The organism is Nostoc sp. DSM 114159, assembly GCF_053470285.1.
This window is the reverse complement of record NZ_JBPFEH010000001.1, coordinates 3,352,110-3,377,024: the sequence shown is the minus strand read 5'-3', so window position 1 is coordinate 3,377,024 and position 24,915 is coordinate 3,352,110. Positions and strand designations below refer to the sequence as shown.

Below are 24,915 nucleotides of genomic sequence, written 5' to 3'. Positions count from 1 at the left end.
CTATTATGCAGTTGTGAATGATGAAGAGCAATGTCTCCCACAACAAAAAATCAGCTACGATAAATCATATAATTATCTTCACAAACATAGCAATGTTAATTACATACACTGCAAAATATACAAAAACTAATAGCGGATATATGGGACAACTTATTGAATGGCAAGAAGTCATCACAGAAGGAGAAACCTTAGAAGAATGCAGGGCTATGTTACAAGATGCAATCAAAGAAATGATTCTTGCCTATCGCCAACAAAATAAAGAAATGCCCACAGGTGGTTCTTTGCTCGAACAAATTCCTATAGAGGTTTGAGTGTGTTAGTCAAGCGAAAAGAGCTAATTAAATACTTAGAGCAAAATGGCTTTTATTTATTAAAGGAACGAGGAAATCATTAAATTTATACTAATGAGATAAAAACTCTTACTGTAAAACGCCATCGTACCATTGATCGTATTACTGCTAATGAAATATGTAAACAAGCAGGTTTATTACCTAATTTTTAACTACAAAGTGTAAATCAATAAGCGATTGCTCTTTTAAATCTCATCAAACACAGCAATGTTAATTAAAATATAGGATTACTCAAATAAATCAAATCCCTTTTCGCTTCTCAACTTTCTGTCAAAAGTCACTGTTGAACTACAACCAGAATCTTGAGCAATCGCCCCAATTAAATAATCAGAAAAATCTGCACTTCCCTGCTTAAATCTTTGTAATGCTTGATAAACTAAAGAGCGATTTTCTAGCTCAAATACCGAACATTGCAGCATTAATTCTATAGTGTTACTAATTTCTTCCCTACTAAATTGATAAGTACTACTCCGTAAAACCCATACCAATTCACAAATCACTATATTAGCAACAAAACATTGCTCTCCCCCTTCGATAATTTCAGCAGCTTGCTCCCACTGCTTTTCATCATCTTTTGTTAAGTAGCGCACTAAAATATTTGTATCAAGTCCAATCACTTGCGCCTTCTTTAATTGCAGCTTCCATTTCTTCTAAAGTTGCGCTTTTCATGCCCGGACGGTGTAAAATCCCTGATAAACTTTGGATGGAGATATTCAGGGGAATTAATTTAACTATTCCATTTTCATCAATGACAAAATCAACTTTACTACCTGTATCAAGGTTAAGATAATCCCTAATTTCTTTAGGAATAGTTACTTGCCCTTTAGTGGTGATGGTCGCACTAGCCATTATCCAGGCTCCTTACATAAGTTCCTTACCTGATTATAAAGTCTACTGCGCCTAATGCACCGCCACAGGTAAATCGGCACAATAAAACCTTTAAAATATGATAGCCTCGCCCCAACAAAACTATCTTACTGCTGAAGAATACCTCCAAATGGAGGAACAGAGCGATATCAAGCATGAATATATAGACGGTTATATTTACGCGATGGCTGAGGTGCTCGATCCACACGTAACCATAGCTGGAAACTTTGCTACCTTCCTCCGTAATCATGTGCGCGGCTGTGGTTGTCGTGTTTACATCGCTGACATGAAAGCTCGAATCGAATCTCTGAATCGCTTTTATTATCCTGATGTAATGGTTACTTGCGATCAACGAGATCGAGAAACGCCAGGTTATAAAAGATTTCCCTGTTTAATTGTGGAAGTTTTATCTAATTCTACCGAAGCCTTTGATCGGGGCGACAAATTCGCCGATTATCAAACATTGGAAAGTCTGCAAGAGTATGTTTTAATTAATACAAAACGTCAGCTAGTTGAGTGTTTTCGACGCAATGAACAAGGGTTGTGGGTTTTACAATCTTACACATCAGAACATCAATCATTTCGACTCAATAGCGTGGATTTTGAGGAAACAATGGCAGCACTTTACGAAGATGTGGTTTTTGAATAATCAATTATTATAGGGCATTCGACGCAATATTTAGTAAACTATATAACTGATAAGCCTTGAAAGCTTCCTTACCAGGCGGAAGCGTTGATGAAAACAGGCACAATTGATTAAATAAAAAGTTATGGCGCTCATAGTTCAGAAATACGGTGGTACATCTGTCGGTTCAGTGGAACGCATTCAAGCTGTTGCACAGCGCGTTTATAAAACTGTTCAAGCTGGAAACTCTATTGTCGTAGTAGTTTCGGCAATGGGCAAAACCACCGATGGACTCGTCAAACTAGCTAACGAAATTTCTCCAAATCCTAACCGCCGGGAAATGGATATGCTGCTTTCTACTGGCGAACAAGTAACCATTGCCTTACTCAGTATGGCTTTGCAGGAACTCGGACAGCCCGCAATTTCTATGACTGGCGCTCAGGTAGGAATTGTTACTGAAGCTGAACACAGCCGCGCTCGGATTTTGCATATTGAAACTACTCGCCTAACTCGCCACATAAATGCAGGTAAAGTAGTTGTAGTAGCTGGGTTCCAAGGTATCTCTAGCGTCGGAGAGATGGAAATTACGACTTTGGGGCGTGGTGGTTCCGACACTTCAGCAGTGGCGATCGCAGCTGCATTAAAAGCGAATTTTTGCGAAATTTATACAGACGTTCCAGGTATTCTCACTACTGATCCCCGCTTAGTTGCCGAAGCCCAGTTGATGGATGCCATCACCTGCGATGAAATGTTGGAATTAGCTAGCTTGGGGGCAAAAGTGCTGCATCCCCGTGCTGTAGAAATTGCCCGTAACTATGGTGTTCCCCTGGTAGTTAGGTCTAGTTGGACAGATCAACCAGGTACTTGGGTGACATCAGCCAAACCCCAAGGGCGATCGCTAATCAATTTAGAAATTGCCCGTCCTGTAGATCATGTAGAATTTGATACTGACCAAGCAAAAGTTGCTTTGTTGCGCGTACCCGACAAACCAGGTGTAGCAGCTAGGTTATTTGGCGAAATTTCTCGGCAAAAAGTAGACGTAGATTTAATTATTCAATCAGTTCATGAAGGTAACAGTAATGACATTGCCTTTACTGTCACCACACCAATATTAAAACGGGCAGAAGCAGTGGCAACAGCGATCGCCCCAGCACTGAGAAGTCCATCTAACCCCAAATTTGACGAAGCCGAGGTAATGGTAGAACATAACATTGCCAAAGTCAGCATCGCAGGCGCAGGAATGATTGGCCGCCCTGGTGTGGCTGCAAAGATGTTCGCTACCTTAGCTGAAGCAGGCGTGAATATTCAAATGATTTCCACCAGCGAAGTGAAAGTAAGTTGCGTAGTCGATGCCGCAGAATCCGATCGCGCCGTTTTGGCACTCCGCACTGCTTTTGAAATTGAAGCAGGGGAAGGGGGGACAAGGGGACAAGGGGGACAAGGGGGACAAGGGGGACAAGGGGGACAAGGAGGACAAGGAAGAATCATTGAACAAATTTCTCCCTTGTCTCCCCCCTCTCCCTTGTCTCCCTTATCTCCTCCCTCTCCTCCCGTTCGCGGTGTCGCCCTCGATTTGAATCAAGCGCGTCTTGCGATTCGCCAATTGCCAGATCGTCCGGGAATGGCGGCGAAGTTGTTTGGATTATTAGCGCAACACAATATTAGTGTTGATATGATTATCCAATCTCAGCGTTGCCGGGTGATTGATGGTGTTCCCAGACGAGATATTGCTTTTACAGTCTCGCGGATAGACGGGGAAAATGCCAAAAAAATGCTTACTCAAGTAGCGGCAGAGTTAGGATGGGGTGAAGTTGTTTTAGATAATGCGATCGCTAAAGTAAGTATTGTCGGTGCAGGGATGGTAGGACAACCAGGCGTTGCGGCTAAAATGTTTGAAGCTTTAGCTCAACAACAAATCAATATTCAAATGATTGCCACCTCAGAAATCAAAATTAGTTGTGTTGTGGCACAAGAGCAAGGTGTTAAAGCTTTGCAAGCCATTCATGCAGCCTTTGAACTGGCTGGTAGCGAGAAATTTGTCGTGCCAGCGTAAAATCTGAATCAATGAGCTTTCTACCCCAAATTCCTCTCTTAAGCTTGGGCTACGGTTTACACACAAGTCAAATTACCCCCCTTAATCCCCCCTTATAAAGGGGGGATAACAATAAATCTTGTTCCCTCCCCAATACATACGGGGAGGGTTAGGGCTTTCAAGGGCAGGCTTTTAGGCTTTCGATAAATAGTTGAGAATGTTCTCAATTATTGAACGTAGTTTTAAGTTCTCAGACAATGGTTTTGGTTTTAAAATCCCAAAAATTTGTCTAATCAAAAAAACCTGCCCCAGAAAGGAGGGTTAGGGTGGGGTAAAACCGTGTATTTCTCAGCTATTTCAGACTTGTGTATACACCGTAGCCTTTATAAGGGGAGGGTTAGGGTGGGGTAAAACCCTGGTTACTCAGCTATTTCAGACTTGTGTATACACCGTAGCAAGCTTGAGAGAGGGACTTTGCAATATACACGCGGTAGCAGCTTGCGCATCGCTCTCATTTGAAATTGCTTAATAAATAAATATTTATATTTTAAAATCAGTAATAATAACACGTAAGCTATAATCGAACAATTTATCAGACTATAATTTTATATTGATGAATAGTCATTTACTAGATGGACATTATCAAATACTAAAAGTTCTCAATGATGGGGAAAAAGAGAAAACCTATCTAGTTGAAGATGTTAATCTTAATGGCCAAGAATTTATAGTAAAGCATTTATCTCTTCCTAATAGCAATCCTCAAGCTTTAACAATCCTACGCCGCTTGTTTGCCAGCAAGGCAGAAACTTTAGAAAAACTCGGACAAGAAGACGATAAAATTCAAAAGCTCATTGCTTCTTTTGAAGAAAATGAAGAATTTTATCTAGTCCAAGAATTCATACCGGGTAATCCTTTAACTGAGGAAATTATCCAGGGACAACTTCTCAAGGAAGACCAAGTAATTAGTCTTTTGTCAGAGACATTAGAAACTTTGGTAGTTCTACATAGCTATGGCATAATTCATCGGAATATTACACCAGCAAATATTATTCGCCGGGAATCAGATAAAAAATTAGTTTTGATTAATTTGGGTACTTTTAATGAAGCGATCGCTAATACTGTTGATAATTCTGAGTATATGCCTATAGAACAAATTAACGGCAATCTCAAATACAACAGTGATATATATGCTTTAGGTCTTGTTGCGATCGCCGCACTGAAAGGTTTACCTACAAAGGAAATATCTAATTTGCGAAGTCATAAAAATAAGCTGACAGGTGAAATACTTTGGCGCGATAAAAATATAAAAGTTAACAGAAAATTAGCAAAAATTATTAATAAAATGGTGCGTTTTGATTATCGGAAGCGCTACCAGTATGCAACGGAAGTCTTAGAAGACCTGAAAAAGTTAATAAATGTTGATGACGATCGACAAAAACAGCATCAAAAAAAATTATTACTGGTTATAGGGGGGATAGCTGGCTGTGTTGCACTTGGTATCGCAGCTTGGCAATTTAAGTTGCTAAAACCTGTAAGTGATGCTCAACAGACATTATACCAAGAGGGAGTGAATAAATATGAGTCAGGAAACTATGAAGGAGCAGTTGCAGATTTCAATCAGGTTATTGAATTAGATCCGCAAAACGCTTTAGCTTATAATAGGCGGGGTGATGCTTATTATCGATTAGGAGACTACGAGCAAGCACAAACAGATTCTAGCCAAGCTATTTTACTCAATCCTCAAGATGCTAATGCCTATTTTGATCGAGGATTTGCTTTTTCGGCATTAGGCAAATACAAAGAAGCGATCGCAGATTATACTCAAGCCATTAAGTTAAATTCTAAAGATGCTTATGCTTACTATGGACGAGGATTAGCTCGTGCTCAATTGAAGGATAATAAAGATGCAATTGAAGATTTTAGTAAAGCGATCGCTCTTAAACCCCAGTATACCGAAGCCTACTTGCAACGAGGTATTCTCCACCGCCGCCTCAAACAAAGAATTGAAGCAATCCAAGATTTTGATAAAGTAATTAAGATTAATCCTAGCGATGCTAAAGCTTTTTATCAAAGGGCTTTAACTCAATCTCTTAATAAACAAAAAGATGAAGCAATTAAAGATTACACAGATGCACTCAACATCAATCCCAAATACATAGAAGCTTATCTGAATCGTGGTGATATTTACAGCGATCTGGGAAATCAAGTAGAAGCTACTGAAGATTACAACACTATTTTACAGATCGATCCTAAATTTATTGCAGCTTATATTCACAGAGGTATTCACCGCTTTTCTTTTGGAGATTATAAAGGGGCTATTCAAGATTATACTGAAGCACTAAAACTAGATACTAATAATATAGCAGCTTACAACAACCGTGGTAACGCTTATCTGGAACTGGGAAATAAAAAAGCTGCAAATCAGGATTATTCACGAGCGATCGCAATTAATCCTAACAACGCCCTAGCCTATTATAACCGGGGTGTGATTCGCACTAAGCAGAAAAATAAATCGGGTGCGATCGCAGATTTCAAAAAAGCTGCAAAACTATTCCAACAGCAAGGGGAACAAGATAGTTATCAAGATGCACGGCGGGAAATTGCAATTTTACAAAATAATTCAGCGCCAGCTCTAACTAGTCGCCCGAAATCTGGGAAAATAGAAAAAAATTGAGCTACTACTCAATATAGTGTTGGCTATCAACGGTCAAAACTCTTAGAGAGTGATTGTGCTATTTAAATGTGTTTTATTTTACAAATTTACGATATTACTTTATCAAGCTAGTTTTTATGGTTTGTAGTAAGCACTTTAGTGCTTAGAAAACAAGGACTAAATTCCTGATTAATTCCCATGAGTCACTGCATTGTATTACGACTCAATTAGGATTACTATATGCTAATTCTCCTGACTTTTTATCCAGATAACCTGGAAATATTTACTCATAGAGATGTTGATACGGTACTGAAAAGAATTGATGGTTCTCACAATATTTGGTTGCGTTGTGTTCACTTCCGCGATCGCACTGGAACAGCCAGGATTATCAAGCACTTTGGACTAAATCCATCTCGTGTTAACATGATTTTCAACCATTCCCCTGTAGGAATTGATGAAGACGTAGAAGATTGTTTATTTGACAGCTATGAAATCCTAACTTCTCAAATAAAAAATAATGAGTTTGAGGTGGTGCGTGGCAACATTGTAGTTGGAAATAATTTTATCATAACTTTTGAAATCACAGAATTAAAAATTTTAACTATTTTAACTAATAATCTCCAAAAGCGATCTCTAGATATTGAGAAATTAGGAATTGACTATCTTTTTTATCTCATATTTAAAGACATTTTAAATAACTACGAAACTGTATTTACCTATATCTCTAGAAAACTTGATGATTTAGAAGATGAAGTTTTAGACAATTCTGGTGATGAATTAACGTACAAAAAAATTGCCACAATGAGGCAATCTACTCGTTCTGGGCGCCGTAATTTTCAAAGCATCAAGTTACTTATGGCTATTATGGATAATGAAGATTTCCAATGGATCGGTCAGCCAGTAAAAGAACTATTCAATCAAGAATTAGTTCATCACGTTGATAAACTCTGGCAAGAATATCAAGCTATAAGAGCCTGGATGTCAGAATTAATGGAAATTCAACGCGATAATATTGCTAGTAAAACAGGCGAACGAATTAATCGCCTGACTATCTTATCGACCATCTTTTTACCAATTACTTTTATATCTGGTTTCTATGGTATGAACTTCAAAAATATGCCGGAATTAGAACAACCTTTGGCTTACCCTGTAGTAATCTGTATGATGGCACTAATTGTGATTGGCAGTATTGCCTATGCTAAAAAACAACGTTGGCTGTAGAATATATAAAGTTACTAATAACAAGATTATCGATTCATTAAAAAGCCATTTATTTGAGTCTGTTGGTGCAGAATAAATTAAAATGCGATGACTATATATATTATTTAAATAAACTGAATCAACCCTAAATCGGCAAAGAAACGTGAATTTACCATTGATTATTCGTGCTGAAGAATATAACCAGAAAACAGCAATTGTGACAACAGACGGAGCATTTACCTATCGGGATTTGCTACACACTTCCAGTCAAATAGCAACAAGTCTTCTTCAAAATACAGAAGATTTGCAAGAGCAGCGAGTTGCCTTTCTCATTCCGCCTGGGTTTGAGTATGTAACGACTCAATGGGGAATTTGGCGGGCTGGTGGCATAGCTGTACCTCTGTGTATTTCCCATCCCCGCCCAGAATTGGAGTATGTAATTACTAATTCTGGAGCATCGATTATTGTTGCTCATCCTAATTTTGAGGATATACTGCGCTCGCTAGCTGAAAAATACAATTTACGATTTATCCTCACCTCAGAAACGCTTCCACATAACATTAGTCGCCTCCCAGAGATAGATATCACTAGACGCGCCTTAATTCTCTATACCAGTGGTACAACAGGTAAACCAAAAGGTGTAGTTACGACTCACCAAAATATTCAAGCGCAAGTGACTAGTTTAATCACCGCTTGGGAATGGACATCGGACGATCGCATTTTGCATATTCTGCCACTACATCATATTCATGGGATTATTAACGTACTGACTTGTGCATTATGGGCTGGCGCGGAGTGCCATATATTGAGCAAATTTGATGCCGAAACCGTTTGGAGGCGAATTTGTGATGGTGACTTAACCTTATTTATGGCAGTACCAACAATTTATGTAAAGCTAATTGCGGCTTGGGAAACTGCCCCTAAAGAACGCCAAAAAATCATGTCAGCAGGCTGTGCTAAAATGCGCCTGATGGTTTCTGGCTCGGCAGCGTTACCAGTTCAAGTTTTAGAAAAGTGGCAAACCATCAGCGGCCATTTTCTGCTAGAGCGCTATGGTATGACTGAAATCGGCATGGCGCTATCAAACCTTTTACACGGTGAACGGTTGGCTGGATATGTCGGCAAGCCTCTGCCTCAAGTTGAAGTGAGATTAGTAGATGAGAACGGAGAGTTAGTTCCAGCCGGAACACCAGGAGAAATCCAAGTTAAAGGCCCCGGAGTGTTTCTCGAATATTGGCAAAACCCGGAAGCAACCGCCAAAGCCTTCCAAGATGGCTGGTTCCGTACTGGAGATACCGCCGTAGTTGAGAACAGCAACTACCGAATTCTGGGACGGATGAGTGTGGATATCATCAAAACTGGAGGGTATAAAGTTTCTGCTTTAGAAATTGAAGAAGTACTAAGAACCCATCCAGATATCCAAGAATGTGCAGTGGTTGGGGTTGCTGATTTAGAATGGGGCGAACGGGTGTGTGCCGCCTTAGTATTGCAAGGCTCACAACCTTTAACATTACAAGCTTTCAGGAGTTGGGCAAAAGAGCGATTAGCTGTTTATAAAGTGCCAACCCAAATTTTGATCGTTGAAGAATTACCGCGCAACGCGATGGGGAAAGTGACTAAGCCGACGGTGGTTGAACTATTTTGCTGATAGGGATGGTCATTGGTCATTGGTCATTTGTGTTTCTAAGGACAAAGGACAAAGGACAAAGGACAAATGAGGTGATTTATGAGTGACTTAGTTTTTCTACCCGCTCATCAACTTGCTCAGATGATTCGCGATCGCCAAGTCTCTGCTGTCGAAGTGTTCGATGCTTACCTGGCGCAGATTTATAAACACAACTCAAAACTGAATGCGATTTGCACGTTAGACGAAGACAATGCTCGTACCAGAGCAAAGCTTGCAGATGAAGCCCTAGCTAGAGGAGAACACTGGGGCGCTCTGCACGGTGTCCCTGTGACAATCAAAGACATTTTTGAAACAGTAGGACTACGTACCACAGCAGGTTACATTCCTCTCAAAGACTACATTCCTCAACAGGATGCTACCGTTGTTGCCAGGTTGCGAGCAGCAGGAGCCGTTATCCTGGGAAAAACCAACATGGCAGAACTGGCTGGTGATTTTCAAAGTACAAATTCTCTATTTCCACGGGTAAATAATCCCTGGAATCTTGACTATACAGCAGGTGGCAGTTCTGGAGGTAGTGCTGCTGCTGTTGCCGCCGGACTTTCAGCATTAGATATAGGCAACGATATAGCGGGTTCTGTGCGCCAACCTGCAACTTTCTGCGGCGTGTATGGCTTAAAGCCAACAGATCGCCGTATTTCCACCGCCGGAAGTATCCCTGAAGTACCGGGAATGCCGCTATGTTTGCGACAAATGTTGACTATTGGCTGTTTTGGGCGATCGCTCGAAGATATTCGCCTTTGTTTCTCACTGATTGCTGGTGCGGATCTGCGTCGCCCAGATGTGCCACCGATTCCCCTTGATACTCCATCAGGCAAGTCCTTGCAGGATCTTAAAATTGCTTGGATCGATCAATGGGTGGAAGTTCCCGTTGCTGCGGAAATTCGAGGCGCAATACAAACAGTCGTACAAAAACTCGCTCAAGCAGGTAGTTATGTGGAACGCTGGCTTCCCAAAGACTTCGATTTATCGACAGTGTGGAACCTCTGCGGGCGGATGGAAGCATATATCAACAACTACGCCCAACCCAAGGATCGCTATAATGTGCTACGCAGCTTAGAATTACTTTTTCGCACGGCAACTCAAGGCGACAAAAAATTGCGAAAATTGGGGAATTTCAGCAGCTTTCTGCCAGAAATTTTGAATCCCAGCTTAAAAGGATATTTCGAGACACTCACCGAGCGCGATCGCTTCATTTCCCAAATGGATGAAGCCTTAGAAGTATGGGATGTATGGCTCACTCCTGTGACAGCAACCCCTGCATTTACCCATTGTCCGGCTTGGAGCGCCATTGATATTCAGGGCAAATCCTATCCTCATGCAGTGGCAAACGGAGCTTACACTATGCCATTTAATCTCAGCGGTCATCCGGCGGTGGTGATTCCTATTGGGCAAACTCATAATGGCTTACCGATTGGAATCCAAATTATTGGCAAACGATGGCGCGAGATGGAGTTGTTAGCGATCGCTCAAGAACTTGATAAAGTGGTTGGTGATTTCCGCCATCCATTAGGCTATTGAGGAATGGCAGCAATTAAACTTCACCGTTATAACCCTATCCTGACTGGTTCCCAGCCTCCAGGCTGGGAACTCATTCTGGGAGGCTCCGCCTCCATAGCTTGACAAGAGGTGGAACCTCTTTTGAATACATTCCCAGCCCGGAGGCTGGGAACGAGGCTACACAAAGGCGCTCTTTGGTTTTTAATTAACGTGAGTTCGACAAGACCTTTTTTGACCTCTCCCCCAACCCCTCTCCGACACGGAGAGGGGAGCCAAAACCGTAATTTCTCGTTGCTCCTCCCTTTCCCCGTGGGAGAGGGAGGTTGTCCGGGAGAGGTTCATCGAACTCACGTTTAATTAAGGATAATTGTAGGTTGGGTGGAATGTAGTGCAACCCAACAAACCCGCGAAAATGTTGGGTTACGTTCCTCCACCCAACCTACGCAGTTTATGGTTTTTGACGCTAACCCAAGCCTATTGCGCTATAACCAACTCACGGGAAGTTAAAAAACTCAAACAACCCAGTCGCCAAAATAGCAAATGAGTACGCCGAAATAGCAATTGCGTTCGCCGAAATAACAAATGCGTTCGCCGAAATAACAAATGAGTTCGCCGAAATAGCAATTGCGTTCGCCAAAATAACAAATGAGTTCGCCAAAATAGCAATTGCGTTCGCCGAAATAACAATTGCGTTCGCCGAAATAACAAATGAGTTCGCCGAAATAACAAATGAGTACGCCGAAATAGCAAATGAGTACGCCAAAATAGCAATTGCGTTCGCCGAAATAGCAAATGAGTACGCCGAAATAGCAAATGATTAATTATTGTAGAGACGGCGATTCATCGCGTCTCTTGCCTTAACCGAACAGTATTGCGATCGCCTCTACCCAGTTTCCCACCCCTTCGGTATTTTCGGCGGACACCAAAAGAGGTTTTTACTAGACACACCAAGGGATTCCAGAATTCCTCGCATCACCTCTGTGCAGTACATCCAATGTCCCAAATCGTCATACATACGATCGGGATTAAACTCGACATTGTAATGCAGCACATTGGGAAGGTCTAAAAACTCATCACCGCTTTGGGGAGAAAGAAGCAAGAGATGAAATGGCTTCCCCTGGCATTGTTTTTCCAGCTTGTTCACTAAATCGATCACACCACCGCGTAGCTTGCCGCCGTAGGCATCGCTAATTCCTGTGCGAACAAAAAGCACTTTGTCGCAGTGCCGCAGTGTATACCAAAACCTTTCAGCGCGTGCTGTGTAACGAACCCGCATCCGTTCATAGACGGGAGACATATCTTGAACAGCGTTGTCTGTCTCCTCGACTTCATGGGCAAAGGATAAACCCGACCATTTACTGTGGTAAATTCTACCTGCATCGGGACTGTAATGCAAAAAAGCAGGGTTCCACATATCATCAAAACCGGTTTCGATCGCATCCGCAACATCTGCAATATTAGTGGTGCGCGTTAAATCGAAGGGAAAGGCGGGGCCATCATATTCCATTTTATACAACATCATCCGGACGGCACAGCGATCGCCAAGGGGAAGAATTGCCACACGGCTGATATCCGATAACTCACATTTGTATTGGAACAACACCGCAGACTTAGGTGGTGCTTTTACTCGGCTTTCTAGCCCATTTTTACCAATCATCATTGTGCGAAAAGGGACATCGGGATAAAGCGGATCTTCATAAACACCCGATGGCATGGCTTTAAGGGCATTGCAAACTTCCGTCCACATTGGCTGGATGTTGTACTCGCTGTCTGATTCGTTGATTATCCAGAGGTGGCGTTCATCCGTTTGCAAAATCCCTAAATGCCCGTCATAGAATAAAACGTTGTTCGGCGAAAAGAGATTGAAGGCGGGACTATATTCTAAATCGGTATTTGGGGGGATGTTTATTGTAGTTGCGATCGCACCATCCTCTACAGCGAAGAAGGGGAGCGTCCCCGGCTTGACAGACTTCGCAATGTAAATACCTGATATCAATCCAGCCTTAGTTTGCAGTGCAGTTTGTAGTTCTTGCCAATAGGGAGCGATCGTGTAGCTGTATTTTGAGCGATTAACAATCCGTAAACGCCTCTCTTTCATACACACGGAGACATGAAAGCCCCCATTATCAAAGTAGATAGGAAATTCATTCGGTTGCCGGAAGCGTTGTTTTTCTTTTGCTAATTCGTCTTTGTCGATATCGAATAGTTGCTGGTCGATCTGCTGATACATGAGGCTATGGCCAACTGTGTTCGGGTGAGCCGGATCGAAGGATGTCCCCGCTTTCCATCTTCCTTGTCCATCATCTACAGCTGCCAACCAATCCAGTACAGGTACGCCCCAATTTAGCATCCGGTTGTGTGTGTCTCGGAGCAGCCAGTAATGTTCCTGGGAATAATCGCCATTGGGATAGACACTGCCTAAAATCGGAATTGCCCCGATGTCGCGCGTCATTTTCACAAGTTGCTGCAAGCCACTTTCAAACCGTCGCTGTACTGCTCGTCGTTCGTGAGGGGAACAGTAAGCTAACCCTTCGTTACCCAGAGATAGGGCAATGATAACGATATCCGGTTTTTCTGGGGTGACAAACCAGGGAAATCGAGCGATCGTTCTGCTGACATTCGCTCCCACCTCCGACACGTTCACCAGTTTATGCCCATATTTTTGCTGTAAAGCTTGTGCCAACTGCCAAACCCAACCTTTCAAAAACCAGGCTTTATGACCTAATGCAACGGAACTACCAATGACTACGATTTTTAAACCTTCAGACTCTCGATCCAAGGTGACTTTAACAGCAGGTTTCTCAATATATCCAAACGGATAAGCTTGTAAATAACCGAATGCGCCATCATCCACAATAATTGTGCTGGCACGATCGCTAGAGTCAATCGGAATCCAGCGGTTTGTATCTATTAAGCTTTCCCATTGGGCGTTGCCGTTGACATCGAGTAGCACATACTTGTATTCAACTCTCTGTTGACCACCTGACTCTTGAATGCCAATTTCATCTGTCCACCATAAAGGATAGCGATCGCCACTTGTACGCAGATGAACACATTTACTAATATCCCACAATCCCAACTCTGGAGTAGAACCCACCAGACCAATGGATTCGCCCGTTTGAGTGTATGCACTGATCTGGAATCGATACATAGAGTTTATCCTGATTTAGTGAGGACAATACCAAACGGTCAACCCCTTCGGGGAATTCAAAATTCAAAATTCAAAATTCAAAATTACAATCCCCATAAATAAATTTAGGGGCTTGTATCCTTTTTGTCTTCGGTCACCTGAATCCTGAAATCTGTTTTGAGAATATCACATAGAACTCTTAATAATCCGGTATTAATCTTTTTAAGTATAGTGAAGCTCTGATTTACATCACCCAAAGCTATAGTAGGCAACCTTTTCAAAGCTAAAATCCGATTTTTATCAAAGAATCTTATACTGATTAAATAGAACTTATTGTATTAAAAGTCTTAACACAACTAAGAACAAATCAAAAAAAGGATAAGATTAAGTTAAATTGGTTCTATCGCTCAATACGCTTGGGTTAAGGAAAATTGTAGGTTGGGTTGAAGCTTTGAGCAACCCAACAAAGCCCCGAAAATGTTGGGTTTCGTTCCTCAACCCAACCTACACATTTCAAAGTTTTTGGCACTAACCCAAGCGTATTGTTCTATCGCTCTCTTTTATACAAGTAGAACGAGGTGAAAAAACCAAACTATAGTAACCTTTTCCCCAAACCAAATTCTGAGTTCAAAATGCACAAAGCGAGTAGTATTGGTGCCGCAAGGTGGCTTTGCACCGCTTCACGAATGTCAGAAAATGAGACAGGGCTAAATTGTATGTCCATATCTACGATTTTTTGTGACACTTGCGTAAGTCCTAGTAAGTGTTACAAATAGTTTCAATTGAAATTAATACTTACCGAATAATTTTTAGCAATAATAAGTTAAGCGAGTTGAGATTTAGCTCAGTATGGATAACTTACCTCAAAACGATTCTAGCTCCCCTGTTGGGGGTGGTTTACCTGTGATTCAGTATTGGGTAGAAAAAACTCTCTCATCAAAAGGATTAAAATTATGGCAAACTCTCAATCATAAAAGTGCGTGTTTATCCTGCGCTTGGGGCACGGGTGGACAAAAAGGAGGGTTTGTTAATGAAGCGGGAGAATATTTACAACGCTGTGCTAAAAGTGTAGAGGCGATCGCTGCGGAATTGCAACCAGGAATTAAGCGAGATTTTTTCCGAGAAAATAGCATTAGTGAATTACAAAAACTGACTTCTCAAGAATGCGATTCCTTGGGTAGATTAAGTTATCCTGTCATTCTCAGATCGGGTTCATCCCATTATCAACGTATAAGCTGGGAAGAAGTTTACCAGATCGCTACACAAGCTTTTAATTTCCCACCAGCACGAATTGCTAGTTATAGTTCTGGACGCTCATCTAATGAAGCTGCCTATTTACTACAATTATTAATGCGATCGCTAGGTAGTAATAATCTAGCAGACTGTTCAGATTTGTGTCACGCACCCTCAACAGTGGGGTTAAAAAAAGTTTTCGGCTCAGGTACATCGATGGTGAGTTTAGAAAACCTAAAACATAGTGATTGTATAGTTTTAATTGGTTCTAACGCCCCTGCAAATCATCCACGACTGATGAACGAATTGATCGAATTGCGGGAAAGAGGCGGAAAAGTAATTATTATTAATCCCCAAATTGAAATCGGTTTAGTTAAATTTGCGTCTCCTGCATTTCCGATCAAATCTTTACTCACAGGAGGTTCTGATATATCTTCTTTATATTTACAACCAATTCCTGGTAGTGATGCTGCATTATTTGTCGGTTTACAAAAATCTCTGATTGAACAGAATTTAATTAAAATAGAATATCTGAAATCCTATACACAAGATTGGCAAAAAGTTGTAGATTACGCTAATAATATCTCGTGGGATAATATCACTAGCACCTGTGGCTTATCCCAAGAAGAAATCACAGCAACAGCTTATATAATTGGTAAATCAACGCGCGTAGTTTTTGCCTGGGCAATGGGGATAACTCAACACTCTAACGGCGTAGATAATATTTTTAGTATTGCTAATACAGCTTTAATTACAGGTAACGCTGGTAAAATTGGTGCTGGGACAATGCCCATTCGAGGACATTCCAATGTGCAAGGCTTTGGTTCAATGGGTGTTACTGTAAACTTGCGAGAAGAAATCAAACAAGCACTATCTCAATTATTAGGCAAAACTCTCAATGAAACTCCTGGCTATCATACTCGTGACTTAATCACAGCAGCAGAATTAGGAAAGATAGATACGCTGTTTTGTTTAGGAGGAAATTTGTATGCAGCTAACCCAGACTTACAGCAAGCAAAACAGGCATTCTCGCAAATAGAAACCGTATTTTATGTAGCCACCAAACCAAACTTAGGACATTTCCACGGATTAGCGAAACAGCAAACTTTAATATTACCTGTATTCAATCGTTTTGAAAATCCTCATAAAACAACAACTGAATCGGGTAATAATTTTGTGCGATTAAATGATGAAGGTAAAAGTCATTTAAAAGCGCCTAATGCCGAGCTAATTTCGGAAATAGAATTAATTACAGAAATTGCTCATCGTTTACATAGTGAAACCCCGATAAATTGGCGTAAGCTGCAAGATACAACTTATGTTAGAGAATTAATTGCTAAAACTATTCCTGGCTATGAGAAGATTGGCACAATTGACCAAAACAAGCAAGAGTTTATCATTGGAGGGCGGATTTTCGATGAACCGAAATTTCCCACACCTGATGGTAAAGCACAGATGTTTGTCACACCGTTACCGCAATTATCAGTACCAACTAAAGCAGCGTTTGGTGTGGCAGAAAATCAGCCAGGAATTGTGGTAATTTTAGGAACAGGACGCAGCTACGGTCAACATAATACTGTAGTTTATCGCAGTGAAGATAAATATCGAGGTATGCCTCATCGTCACTGTATTTTAATGAATTCTCTAGATGTCAAAAAAGCGGGATTCCAAGAGCATCAGCGAGTCATAGTGAAAGGCGATCGGGAAGAATTAGACAATATTGAAATTATTTGTGGGGCGATTCTTGAAGGTGTAGCTTTTATGTTTTATCCTGAAGCTAATGTTTTATTTAAAGCAAAAATCGATCCGCAAAGCGGTACACCTGCTTATAAAAGAGTTCCAGTTTGTATTATAGGTTCTCGTCTTCTTTAAAAACAGGCGAATCCAGGCTTTGAGTTTTTGTCGTTTGTAGACATCAGTTAAATTATTGAGAGTAAATTGTAATAAATAAACTTATTATCCGTTGTTTCAGAAAAGTTTAAATGGCTATTCCACAATCAGTTTTGTTACTACTCAACTGGGATGTGCCTGAATACAAGCATCATAAAAACATAAATAAATATTAATATCTTAATAGTTATATATAAGTTAAGAGTTAAATAATCTTAGGAGAAATAAAATACCTGGGATTTGCATGGCAGTTGTATTTGCCAGATAGAGTGATGCAGATCCTTTCTCAACCTAGAATAACAATTTTTTAGCTGGTACTGGCAGGCATCCTGAGTCGGTGACTGCCGAGAAACCTTGCGTTTGAACATGAAGGAAGCAACAATGAGTAGCAATCTAGCCGTCAAACTGCGCTCTGGAACTCAACAAGCCCACACCTCAGCGGAAAATGTGGCATTCATGAAATGTTTTTTGCAAGGAGTTGTGGATAGAGACTGCTTCGCTAAATTCTTAAGCAACTTGTATTACGTCTACAGCGAACTAGAAGCGGCATTAGAGAGCCATAGAGAGCATCCTGTGATTAGTGCGGTTTACTTTCTGGAACTTAATCGCCAATCCTCACTTGAAAAAGACATGGTGTTCTATTATGGGGATAATTGGAGAGAGCAAGTTACAATCTCACCTGCTGCCCAGAGCTATATTGAGCGCATTCGGGAAATTTCTGCTAGTGAACCAGCCTTATTGCTAGGTCATGCCTACACTCGCTACATGGGCGATCTTTCTGGGGGTCAAATGCTACAAAAAGTTGCTCAGTCAGCCCTAAAGCTTTCTGGCTATGAAGGCACATCCTTTTACAACTTTGAGCAAATTCCTGACAAAAAGGCATTTAAGGATAAGTATCGTCAGGCATTAAATGCATTACCTGTTGATGATATAACAGCAGAACGGATTGTTGCAGAAGCTAATAATGCCTTTGGGTTCAATTTAAAGATGGCTCAAGAGTTAGAGGGAAGTTTAATTAAAGCACTCGGTCAAGTTCTCTTTAATAGCCTCACTCGTTCTCACAATTCAGGTAGCCCTGAAATAGCTGCGGCTAATTAATTTTGGCATTGGGCATTGGGCATGGAAAAGAGACAAGGTAGACAAGGAAGAGGGGGAAGACTTGGGAGAGATTTGTTCAATAATTCCCCCTTGTCCCCCTTGTCCCCCTTGTCCCCCTGCTCCCCTGCTCCCCTGCTCCCCATTAATTACTCCCTTCATTTATTGGAAAGCAACTCAATGGTTTTTCTATTACCTGGTGTTAAGTTCGATCTGGATCTGATTCAAAAGTACGACACTCGCGCACCTAGATATACTAGTTACCCGCCCGCTACAGAGTTAAGCGAAACATTCACTGAAACTGATTTTAAGACCGCGATCGCCGCATCAAATCAACGTAAAACTCCTATGAGTTTATATTTCCATATCCCTTTTTGCCAAAGTGCTTGCTACTTCTGCGGCTGTAATACAGTAATTTCCAACAACAAGAATATTGCTAAACCTTATGTGGAGTCTTTGGTTGAAGACATTAAAAACACCGCAGCTTTAATCGATTCTGATAGAAAAGTGCTGCAAATCCACTGGGGAGGTGGTACTCCTAATTATTTGGAGCGTCACCAAGTAGAATTTTTATGGAAAAATATCAATCGCTATTTCAACATCGATCCCCAAGCAGAAATCTCAATTGAGATTAATCCCCGCTATATCGATAAAAACTACATTTTCTTTCTGAGAAAGATTGGATTTAATCGCATTAGTTTTGGCATTCAGGATTTTAATCGCCAAGTTCAAGTAGCTGTTAATCGCGTCCAACCTGAAGAAATGCTCTTTGATGTCATGAGTTGGATCAAAGAAGCTAAGTTTGAAAGTGTGAATGTAGACCTAATTTATGGTTTACCTTATCAAACACGTGAGACATTTCAAGAAACGCTGAAAAAAACGATTGAGTTAGATCCTGACCGAATTGTTGTGTTTAACTTTGCTTATGTACCTTGGCTCAAACCGACACAAAAAAATATTCCTCAAGAGGCGCTACCGCCAGCGGAGGAAAAGTTAGAGATTCTGAAAATGACCATTGAAGAATTAACGAAAAACCAATATCTATTTATTGGAATGGATCATTTTGCTAAAACTAATGATGAACTAGCGATCGCTCAACGTAATGGTACTCTTAAACGCAATTTTCAGGGCTATACTACCCACGCCGAGACAGAATTATTTGGTTTTGGTGCAACATCCATCAGTATGTTAGAAGATGCTTATGCTCAAAACCACAAGGAGTTAAAGGATTATTATCAAACACTGGCAATAGGTAGTTTACCTATTAGTAAAGGTATCAAACTAAGTCAGAATGATATTATTCGACGGGATGTGATTATGAGTATTATGTCTCATTTTCAGCTTTATAAGCAAGATATTGAAAACAAATATCAGATCGGTTTTGATGAATATTTTTCTGAAGAACTAGAGGCGTTAAAACCACTAGAAGCTGATGGTCTAGTCAGTTTATCAAAAAATCAGATTCAGATTACCGACATCGGTAGATTGCTAGTAAGAAATATTGCCGTCATCTTTGATACTCACACAAAAACGCGAGAGACAAAATTCTCCCGCGCCATTTGATATTGCTTCTGCAAATCTTTACCACATATTATCCCCTCAATCTACCTGAAAAATAAAATTTGAGGGGATATTATTAAGACTATAGTAATCCGATTTTATGTTTGAACTTATTTGTGTGTGTGGTGCATGAAGCGCAGTGCAAGCGGAATAGCCAGTCAAAAGGTAATTGGAATAAAGTTGTTAAATAAAAATCTGTAACAAAAATCTTGGTTAATTATTTATAGAGGTAATTAACGATCGGCGATCGCGAAAATTCTCAAAAGTTGAATCAATAAATATTTTTCATACATCCCCAATAAGTTAGATACGAACTTTATACCTTAAGAGAGAGATAAAAAAGAATATATTGATTACTTAATTAACATTTAGTTTTGCCGACAATAACTATGTCTATGATTAGATGTTTTTAATAACTTCTAGCTTACAATACGCAAAAATTTTCGTTTAACCTTAAAAAGATTTAAAAAACGCAAATTCTCATCCAATTCTGAATATAAAGTATTGTGTATAACTTTTGGATTTAACATTTACCCCATCTGGTAGAAATAATTCGTAATTAGAGTTGATAGCTTAGATATTAAGTGAGTGAGATTGTTGAGGCGGTTATGAGTATTATTGCTTGGATAGTTTTAGGACTTTTGGCAGGTGCAATTGCTAAAGCTATTTATCCTGGTTCTCAAGGCGGCGGAATTCTCTCCACAATGATTTTGGGTATCATTGGTGCTTTCGTCGGTGGAACTTTATTTACCTTGTTAAGAACAGGAACTCTGCAAATTACTGCGGCTGGCGCTGGTTTAACTCTTCCCGGTATTTTAGTGGCTGTGCTTGGTGCAATTGTTGCTATTTATATGTGGGGATTAATCAGAAGAAGCAGCAATGTATAACCGCTGATTGGCAGTTATCAACCCTGAGATAACTACTGTATTTTACTCAGTCTTCTAGTTCACCAGTTGAAGAAGCTATAAAACATCAAATTTAGCTCTATCTGGAAAAAAACTGAAAGATAAGTTGATTCGTTCTGTAACACCAAATTTTGAGAAGTGTAAATCTATGTTTTTCCACAAAAAAGAGCCTATTCATGCAGTTAACGTTAGTGAACCAAACCCTCGTTTTGCTCAGTTGCTACTAGAGCAGTTTGGCGGAGCGACTGGAGAACTTAGCGCAGCGCTTCAATATTGGGTGCAATCATTCCATGTCGAAAATGCTGGCATTAAAGATATGCTCCAAGATATTGCGATCGAGGAATTCAGTCATTTAGAAATGGTTGGTAAACTCATTGAGGCTCATACTAAAAATGTAGATCAAACAGAGGCTTACAAGAGTACTCTTTTTGCAGTCCGAGGAATTGGGCCTCATTTTCTAGATAGCCAAGGTAATGCTTGGACTGCAAGTTACTTGAATGAGGGTGGAGATGTAGTACGTGATTTAAGAGCTAACGTTGCAGCTGAAGCTGGCGCTCGTCAGACTTACGAAGAATTGATTAAGTTGGCAACCGACAAAGGAACCCAAGAGACTTTAGTCCATCTGTTAACACGAGAAATTTCTCATACTCAGATGTTTATGAAAGCTCTAGATTCGCTAGGTAAGCTGACAGATCCTTTCTTTGGTAATATTAAGCCAGATGAAACTGTTGCTCTCTACTACAATCTATCTACAAACGGAAACGGTCAAGATGAGCGTGGGCCCTGGAATTCTGAGCCAACATTCAAATACATTGCTAATCCACTAGAAAGCCACTCTTAATTGCATAGATTGCAGTCAAAATATAGGTTGATTTTGAGCAAAAAGGTTTTTGGCTGGTTCTGAACAACTCCCAATAATCTGGTGGGCAAATAGCTTACCTTGTTTAAAAAATGTTGGGCTGTTTAGCTACATTTAGCGAGCAAAAAAATCCCGACTTTTCTAAGAAGTCGGGATTTTTATTTTCAGCAATTTTCATGTATTTGAACCGCACCTGTCGTCGGGGCGCAAGCCCTTGCGCCCCTGCTTCAATTTCTACCCCGATATTTCTGACTTTAGAAATTAATTCAACTAAAAATCCGGAGATTAACTTGTGATTGTCAACCCTACGCCAAATGGTTGGGAAGTAATTTATCATCGTGCCCATGCTTTATTAGCAGCTGAACTGGCTGGACAATGGCGACGTAAAGATGCTCCTGCAAGGTTATATGAAACAATAGCTGCAATTTCTCATCACGACGATCTAGAAAAAGAGTGGGAAGAAGATATTCTAACTGAAGCGGGTGCGCCAAAGGACTTTATGCTTTCCACAAATGCTGATTTAGATGCAGGTGTCGATAAATTGGCTAATTTGGCAAAGAATGCCCTTTATCGTGGACGATGGGTAGCTCTATTAATTTCTATGCACATCAGCCGTTTAAATGAGTCAAGCCGGGGTAAGTCTTCAAAATTAGACAAACTTTTAAACGAGCAACTTCAAAATCAGCGACGTTGGCGTAAAGAATTGGGCATCAAAAAGGAGGAAGTTGATGCAGCCTATGCATTTATGCAATGGTGCGATCGCCTTTCGCTTATTCTTTGTCAGCAGGAACTACCTGAAGATGAGCGGTTTTTAGAAATTAGCAAGGGCCCTGAAGGTGAGCGCTATGACATTATGCAGCGCAGTGATAACTTGGTTGTTGTCAAACCCTGGCCCTTCCAAAACGATAAATTCACGGTCAACGTCGAAGCTTGCGACCTCTCCCAAGTGAAATTTGAGAGCAGCGCCGAATTAACTCAAGCACTACAAGAAGCGCCGATCGAGGTACTAGAGTGGACATTTGTTAAGAATTAGATGCATAAAGCTTACAGCTATTTTGCTGAAAATAGCTGTAAAAAACTAGGTTATGCGATCGCACTCTTTTATCAAATCCCTACTTATACCACTCCAATTAATAATTGCAACACATCCTTGGTTGAAGACGCGATTCATCGCGTCTCTACAAATGATCTATTTGTCGCACTCTTTTATCAAATCCCTACTTATTCTTACAATGGCGATCTCAGTCACGACTGCTGATGAGATACCAAAAGTAAGTAGGTCGGTGTAAATATTTATCGTTTGGATGAGGCAGGATAGCGCAGCGTTAGCGAGTCCGCGAGCGTCGGCAGGAGGCTCAGTTGGCAGGAGGGAAGAGGGTTTGAGTCTATTTAATTTTTATTAACATAGTTTGGTTTTTCCACACCGTTTTACTTAGCGATCGCATTTAGCCTTTAAGGGTGAAGTCAGTTTTAATTCTTCTAATTTTTATCTAAAGATGTAGTTTTAAGACAGATTGTTATTACTTATGATAGTTCCTCTAAATCATTCCAATCAGTGAAAGTAAATATACTTAATAACTGAGGTTCAAAGCATGGACTCAACAGGTAAGGTTCAAACTGTGGACTCGTCCTGGTCTCTTCCACTGCTGTTGAAAGAGTATGCAATGAGCCGAGTAACTGTCTACTTTTATAGCGACAGATGGGTTCCAATTAAATATTGTTCTTTGGAAAAGGCAATTTTGCTTCACCACAAGGCAAGTTTAGAAGGCAAGGAAATTTTGTTATTTCCTGCTAATGTAGACCCTAATGAATTCTCAAACTCTTTTAACTAAAATGCATTGAGGTAGACTATCTTTCCAACATCTTGGCAACAAATTAATCAACTATAAAGGCGTACATATATATGTACGCCTCTAATTGTAAATTGAGTTAGAAATGCGTGCCAACTTGAAAGCCAAAGGTGTGGCGATCGCCATAAAATACAACTGCATCAGGTGGTCTAAAGGCTGTATTTACATATATCTCGTCAAAGATATTATTGCTTAGTGCTACGATTGCTAAGTCCAAATATATACACAATAAAAGTTGTTTGAGCTACTAAGATTCCGAGCGCTGTTCCTCCAAGTGCTACCCTAGCTTGAAAATTTCCAAGCTCATCAAGCTTTTGGGTTTCAATATATACTCTGGATTGCGGATAGAATTGCCATCTTGCTGCTTCTGAGTTGACGAGTAAACTCAGAGGTAGACTGAGAATATAGCCCAGAATCGTAAATCCTAAAGCTGTCGGAATAGTCAGCTTCAAGTTTTGAAATAGTAATGAGCGCATGGAACAAAAAATTAGCTAACTTTAAAAGTTTTACAACTATTTGAATAGTTAGAAATATACCCAAAGGTTGGTATTTAGTATTTTGAAAGTTATACCAATTTGAAAAAAGAATGCGACAAATAGACCATTTGTAGAGACGCGATTCATCGCGTCTTTACCCAAGAATGTGTTGCAATCATTAATTGAATTGGTATTACATACAGAGTAGGAATCGCTATACACACCAATCCAGATATTTAGTAGTAAAGATTTGGATTACTTCTGATATTAAACCAACCCAGAACGCAGTGCCACAACTGCTGCTTGCACGCGATCGTCCACTGATAATTTATTCATAATCCCTCGGACGTGAGTTTTGATGGTATTGGGACTAAGATAGAGTTTTTCGGCAATTTCTGGGTTACTCAACCCGTCTACCATCAGCTTTAACACTTCTAACTCGCGCCCAGATAAGTTGGCGGTGTTGGTGGTGGGTGAAGGCGGTTTGAGATTATCAATGACTCGCCGCGCAATTTGGGGGTCGAGATAGGCTGCACCATCAACTGCGGCTGCGATCGCACTTAACAATCTTTCCACACTTGCACCTTTGATACAATATGCATCTGCACCGCTAGATAGTGCCGCAATAATTTCTGTCTCTGTTTGATGAGATGTCAGCATCACTACATGAGTTGCTGGCAGTGCCGCCTTAATTTGCTGTGTCGCGGCAATGCCATCCAATCGCGGCAACCCAATATCCATAACTACCAAATCAGGTTTCAGTTGCAGTGCGGCTTGAACTCCCAAATAACCATCTTCAGCTTGTCCGACAATCTCCAACTGAGGATGAGCCATTAACGATTGCTCTAATCCCAATTGCATCATCGGATCGTCTTCGACAATTAACACGCGCAATGGCGGAGCATTGACGGGTAAATTTAAGGGATAGCGAGTTTCTAAAGACATTTTTATTAATTAAGAGTTAGGAATTAGGAGTTAGGAGTTAGGAGTTAGGAGTTAAGAGTTA

General features: G+C 40.5%; 19 protein-coding genes. 14 read left to right on the top strand and 5 right to left on the bottom strand.

The window, feature by feature from the left end; all coding sequences use genetic code 11:
* Positions 1 to 17 precede the first annotated feature (17 nt).
* The gene (locus tag ACR5KR_RS13875; protein WP_448266922.1) at positions 18 to 311 is read left to right on the top strand and encodes a type II toxin-antitoxin system HicB family antitoxin; all 294 of its coding nucleotides are present in this window, start codon (positions 18 to 20) and stop codon (positions 309 to 311) included.
* Positions 312 to 577: 266 nt separating this feature from the next.
* Here ACR5KR_RS13875 and ACR5KR_RS13870 read toward each other — a convergent pair whose 3' ends face one another.
* The gene (locus tag ACR5KR_RS13870; protein ID WP_448266921.1) at positions 578 to 967 is read right to left on the bottom strand and encodes a PIN domain-containing protein; all 390 of its coding nucleotides are present in this window, start codon (positions 965 to 967) and stop codon (positions 578 to 580) included.
* Positions 954 to 1,199, bottom strand: a complete 246-nt coding sequence (locus ACR5KR_RS13865) for an AbrB/MazE/SpoVT family DNA-binding domain-containing protein (protein WP_445631873.1) — start codon at positions 1,197 to 1,199, stop codon at positions 954 to 956. The genes ACR5KR_RS13870 and ACR5KR_RS13865 overlap by 14 nt, the downstream gene beginning before the upstream one ends.
* Before the next feature lie 97 nt (positions 1,200 to 1,296).
* Here ACR5KR_RS13865 and ACR5KR_RS13860 point away from each other — a divergent pair, with 97 nt between their 5' ends.
* The 6 genes from ACR5KR_RS13860 (at position 1,297) to ACR5KR_RS13835 (ending at position 10,932) form a co-directional block, all read left to right on the top strand.
* Positions 1,297 to 1,866 carry a Uma2 family endonuclease gene (locus tag ACR5KR_RS13860; RefSeq protein ID WP_448266920.1) on the top strand — a complete coding sequence of 190 codons (570 nt, stop codon included), beginning with the start codon at positions 1,297 to 1,299 and terminating at the stop codon, positions 1,864 to 1,866.
* Positions 1,867 to 1,987: 121 nt separating this feature from the next.
* Positions 1,988 to 3,895 (top strand): aspartate kinase, encoded by a 1,908-nt coding sequence (locus ACR5KR_RS13855; RefSeq protein WP_448266919.1) that lies wholly within the window; start codon positions 1,988 to 1,990, stop codon positions 3,893 to 3,895.
* 592 nt (positions 3,896 to 4,487) lie between these two features.
* Positions 4,488 to 6,548 carry a tetratricopeptide repeat protein gene (locus tag ACR5KR_RS13850; protein ID WP_448266918.1) on the top strand — a complete coding sequence of 687 codons (2,061 nt, stop codon included), beginning with the start codon at positions 4,488 to 4,490 and terminating at the stop codon, positions 6,546 to 6,548.
* A 219-nt stretch (positions 6,549 to 6,767) separates the two neighbouring features.
* Entirely contained in the window at positions 6,768 to 7,748 is a 981-nt protein-coding gene (locus ACR5KR_RS13845; protein WP_448266917.1) for a magnesium transporter CorA family protein, read from the top strand.
* Between the two features lie 142 nt (positions 7,749 to 7,890).
* A complete protein-coding gene (locus ACR5KR_RS13840) occupies positions 7,891 to 9,375 on the top strand; it encodes an acyl-CoA synthetase (RefSeq protein ID WP_448266916.1) in 1,485 nt (494 codons plus the stop codon).
* Positions 9,376 to 9,453: 78 nt separating this feature from the next.
* Positions 9,454 to 10,932, top strand: a complete 1,479-nt coding sequence (locus ACR5KR_RS13835; protein ID WP_448266915.1) for an amidase — start codon at positions 9,454 to 9,456, stop codon at positions 10,930 to 10,932.
* A gap of 862 nt (positions 10,933 to 11,794) precedes the next feature.
* Here the strand turns inward: ACR5KR_RS13835 and ACR5KR_RS13830 are convergent.
* Complete coding sequence (locus tag ACR5KR_RS13830; protein WP_448266914.1) at positions 11,795 to 14,062, bottom strand: DUF1796 family putative cysteine peptidase; 2,268 nt, start codon at positions 14,060 to 14,062, stop codon at positions 11,795 to 11,797.
* 828 nt (positions 14,063 to 14,890) lie between these two features.
* Between ACR5KR_RS13830 and ACR5KR_RS13825 the strand changes: the two genes are divergently transcribed.
* From ACR5KR_RS13825 to ACR5KR_RS13795, 7 genes are all read left to right on the top strand, one after another.
* Entirely contained in the window at positions 14,891 to 17,146 is a 2,256-nt protein-coding gene (locus tag ACR5KR_RS13825; RefSeq protein WP_448266913.1) for an FdhF/YdeP family oxidoreductase, read from the top strand.
* Positions 17,147 to 17,545: 399 nt separating this feature from the next.
* Positions 17,546 to 18,262, top strand: coding sequence for a biliverdin-producing heme oxygenase (locus ACR5KR_RS13820; RefSeq protein WP_445631883.1), 717 nt, complete (start codon positions 17,546 to 17,548; stop codon positions 18,260 to 18,262).
* A gap of 177 nt (positions 18,263 to 18,439) precedes the next feature.
* A complete protein-coding gene (hemN, locus tag ACR5KR_RS13815) occupies positions 18,440 to 19,822 on the top strand; it encodes an oxygen-independent coproporphyrinogen III oxidase (protein ID WP_445631884.1) in 1,383 nt (460 codons plus the stop codon).
* Positions 19,823 to 20,427: 605 nt separating this feature from the next.
* Positions 20,428 to 20,706 carry a GlsB/YeaQ/YmgE family stress response membrane protein gene (locus tag ACR5KR_RS13810; protein WP_445631885.1) on the top strand — a complete coding sequence of 93 codons (279 nt, stop codon included), beginning with the start codon at positions 20,428 to 20,430 and terminating at the stop codon, positions 20,704 to 20,706.
* 166 nt (positions 20,707 to 20,872) lie between these two features.
* Positions 20,873 to 21,565 carry a manganese catalase family protein gene (locus tag ACR5KR_RS13805; RefSeq protein ID WP_012410902.1) on the top strand — a complete coding sequence of 231 codons (693 nt, stop codon included), beginning with the start codon at positions 20,873 to 20,875 and terminating at the stop codon, positions 21,563 to 21,565.
* Positions 21,566 to 21,875: 310 nt separating this feature from the next.
* Positions 21,876 to 22,616 carry a DUF3891 family protein gene (locus ACR5KR_RS13800; protein WP_445631886.1) on the top strand — a complete coding sequence of 247 codons (741 nt, stop codon included), beginning with the start codon at positions 21,876 to 21,878 and terminating at the stop codon, positions 22,614 to 22,616.
* Entirely contained in the window at positions 22,617 to 22,841 is a 225-nt protein-coding gene (locus ACR5KR_RS13795; RefSeq protein ID WP_448266912.1) for a hypothetical protein, read from the top strand.
* Between the two features lie 777 nt (positions 22,842 to 23,618).
* Here ACR5KR_RS13795 and ACR5KR_RS13790 read toward each other — a convergent pair.
* Together ACR5KR_RS13790 and ACR5KR_RS13785 are read right to left on the bottom strand one after the other, a co-directional pair.
* The gene (locus ACR5KR_RS13790) at positions 23,619 to 23,909 is read right to left on the bottom strand and encodes a hypothetical protein (protein ID WP_445631888.1); all 291 of its coding nucleotides are present in this window, start codon (positions 23,907 to 23,909) and stop codon (positions 23,619 to 23,621) included.
* A gap of 267 nt (positions 23,910 to 24,176) precedes the next feature.
* On the bottom strand, positions 24,177 to 24,854 hold the full coding sequence (locus ACR5KR_RS13785; RefSeq protein ID WP_445631889.1) for a response regulator: 678 nt from the start codon (positions 24,852 to 24,854) through the stop codon (positions 24,177 to 24,179).
* Positions 24,855 to 24,915 lie beyond the last annotated feature (61 nt).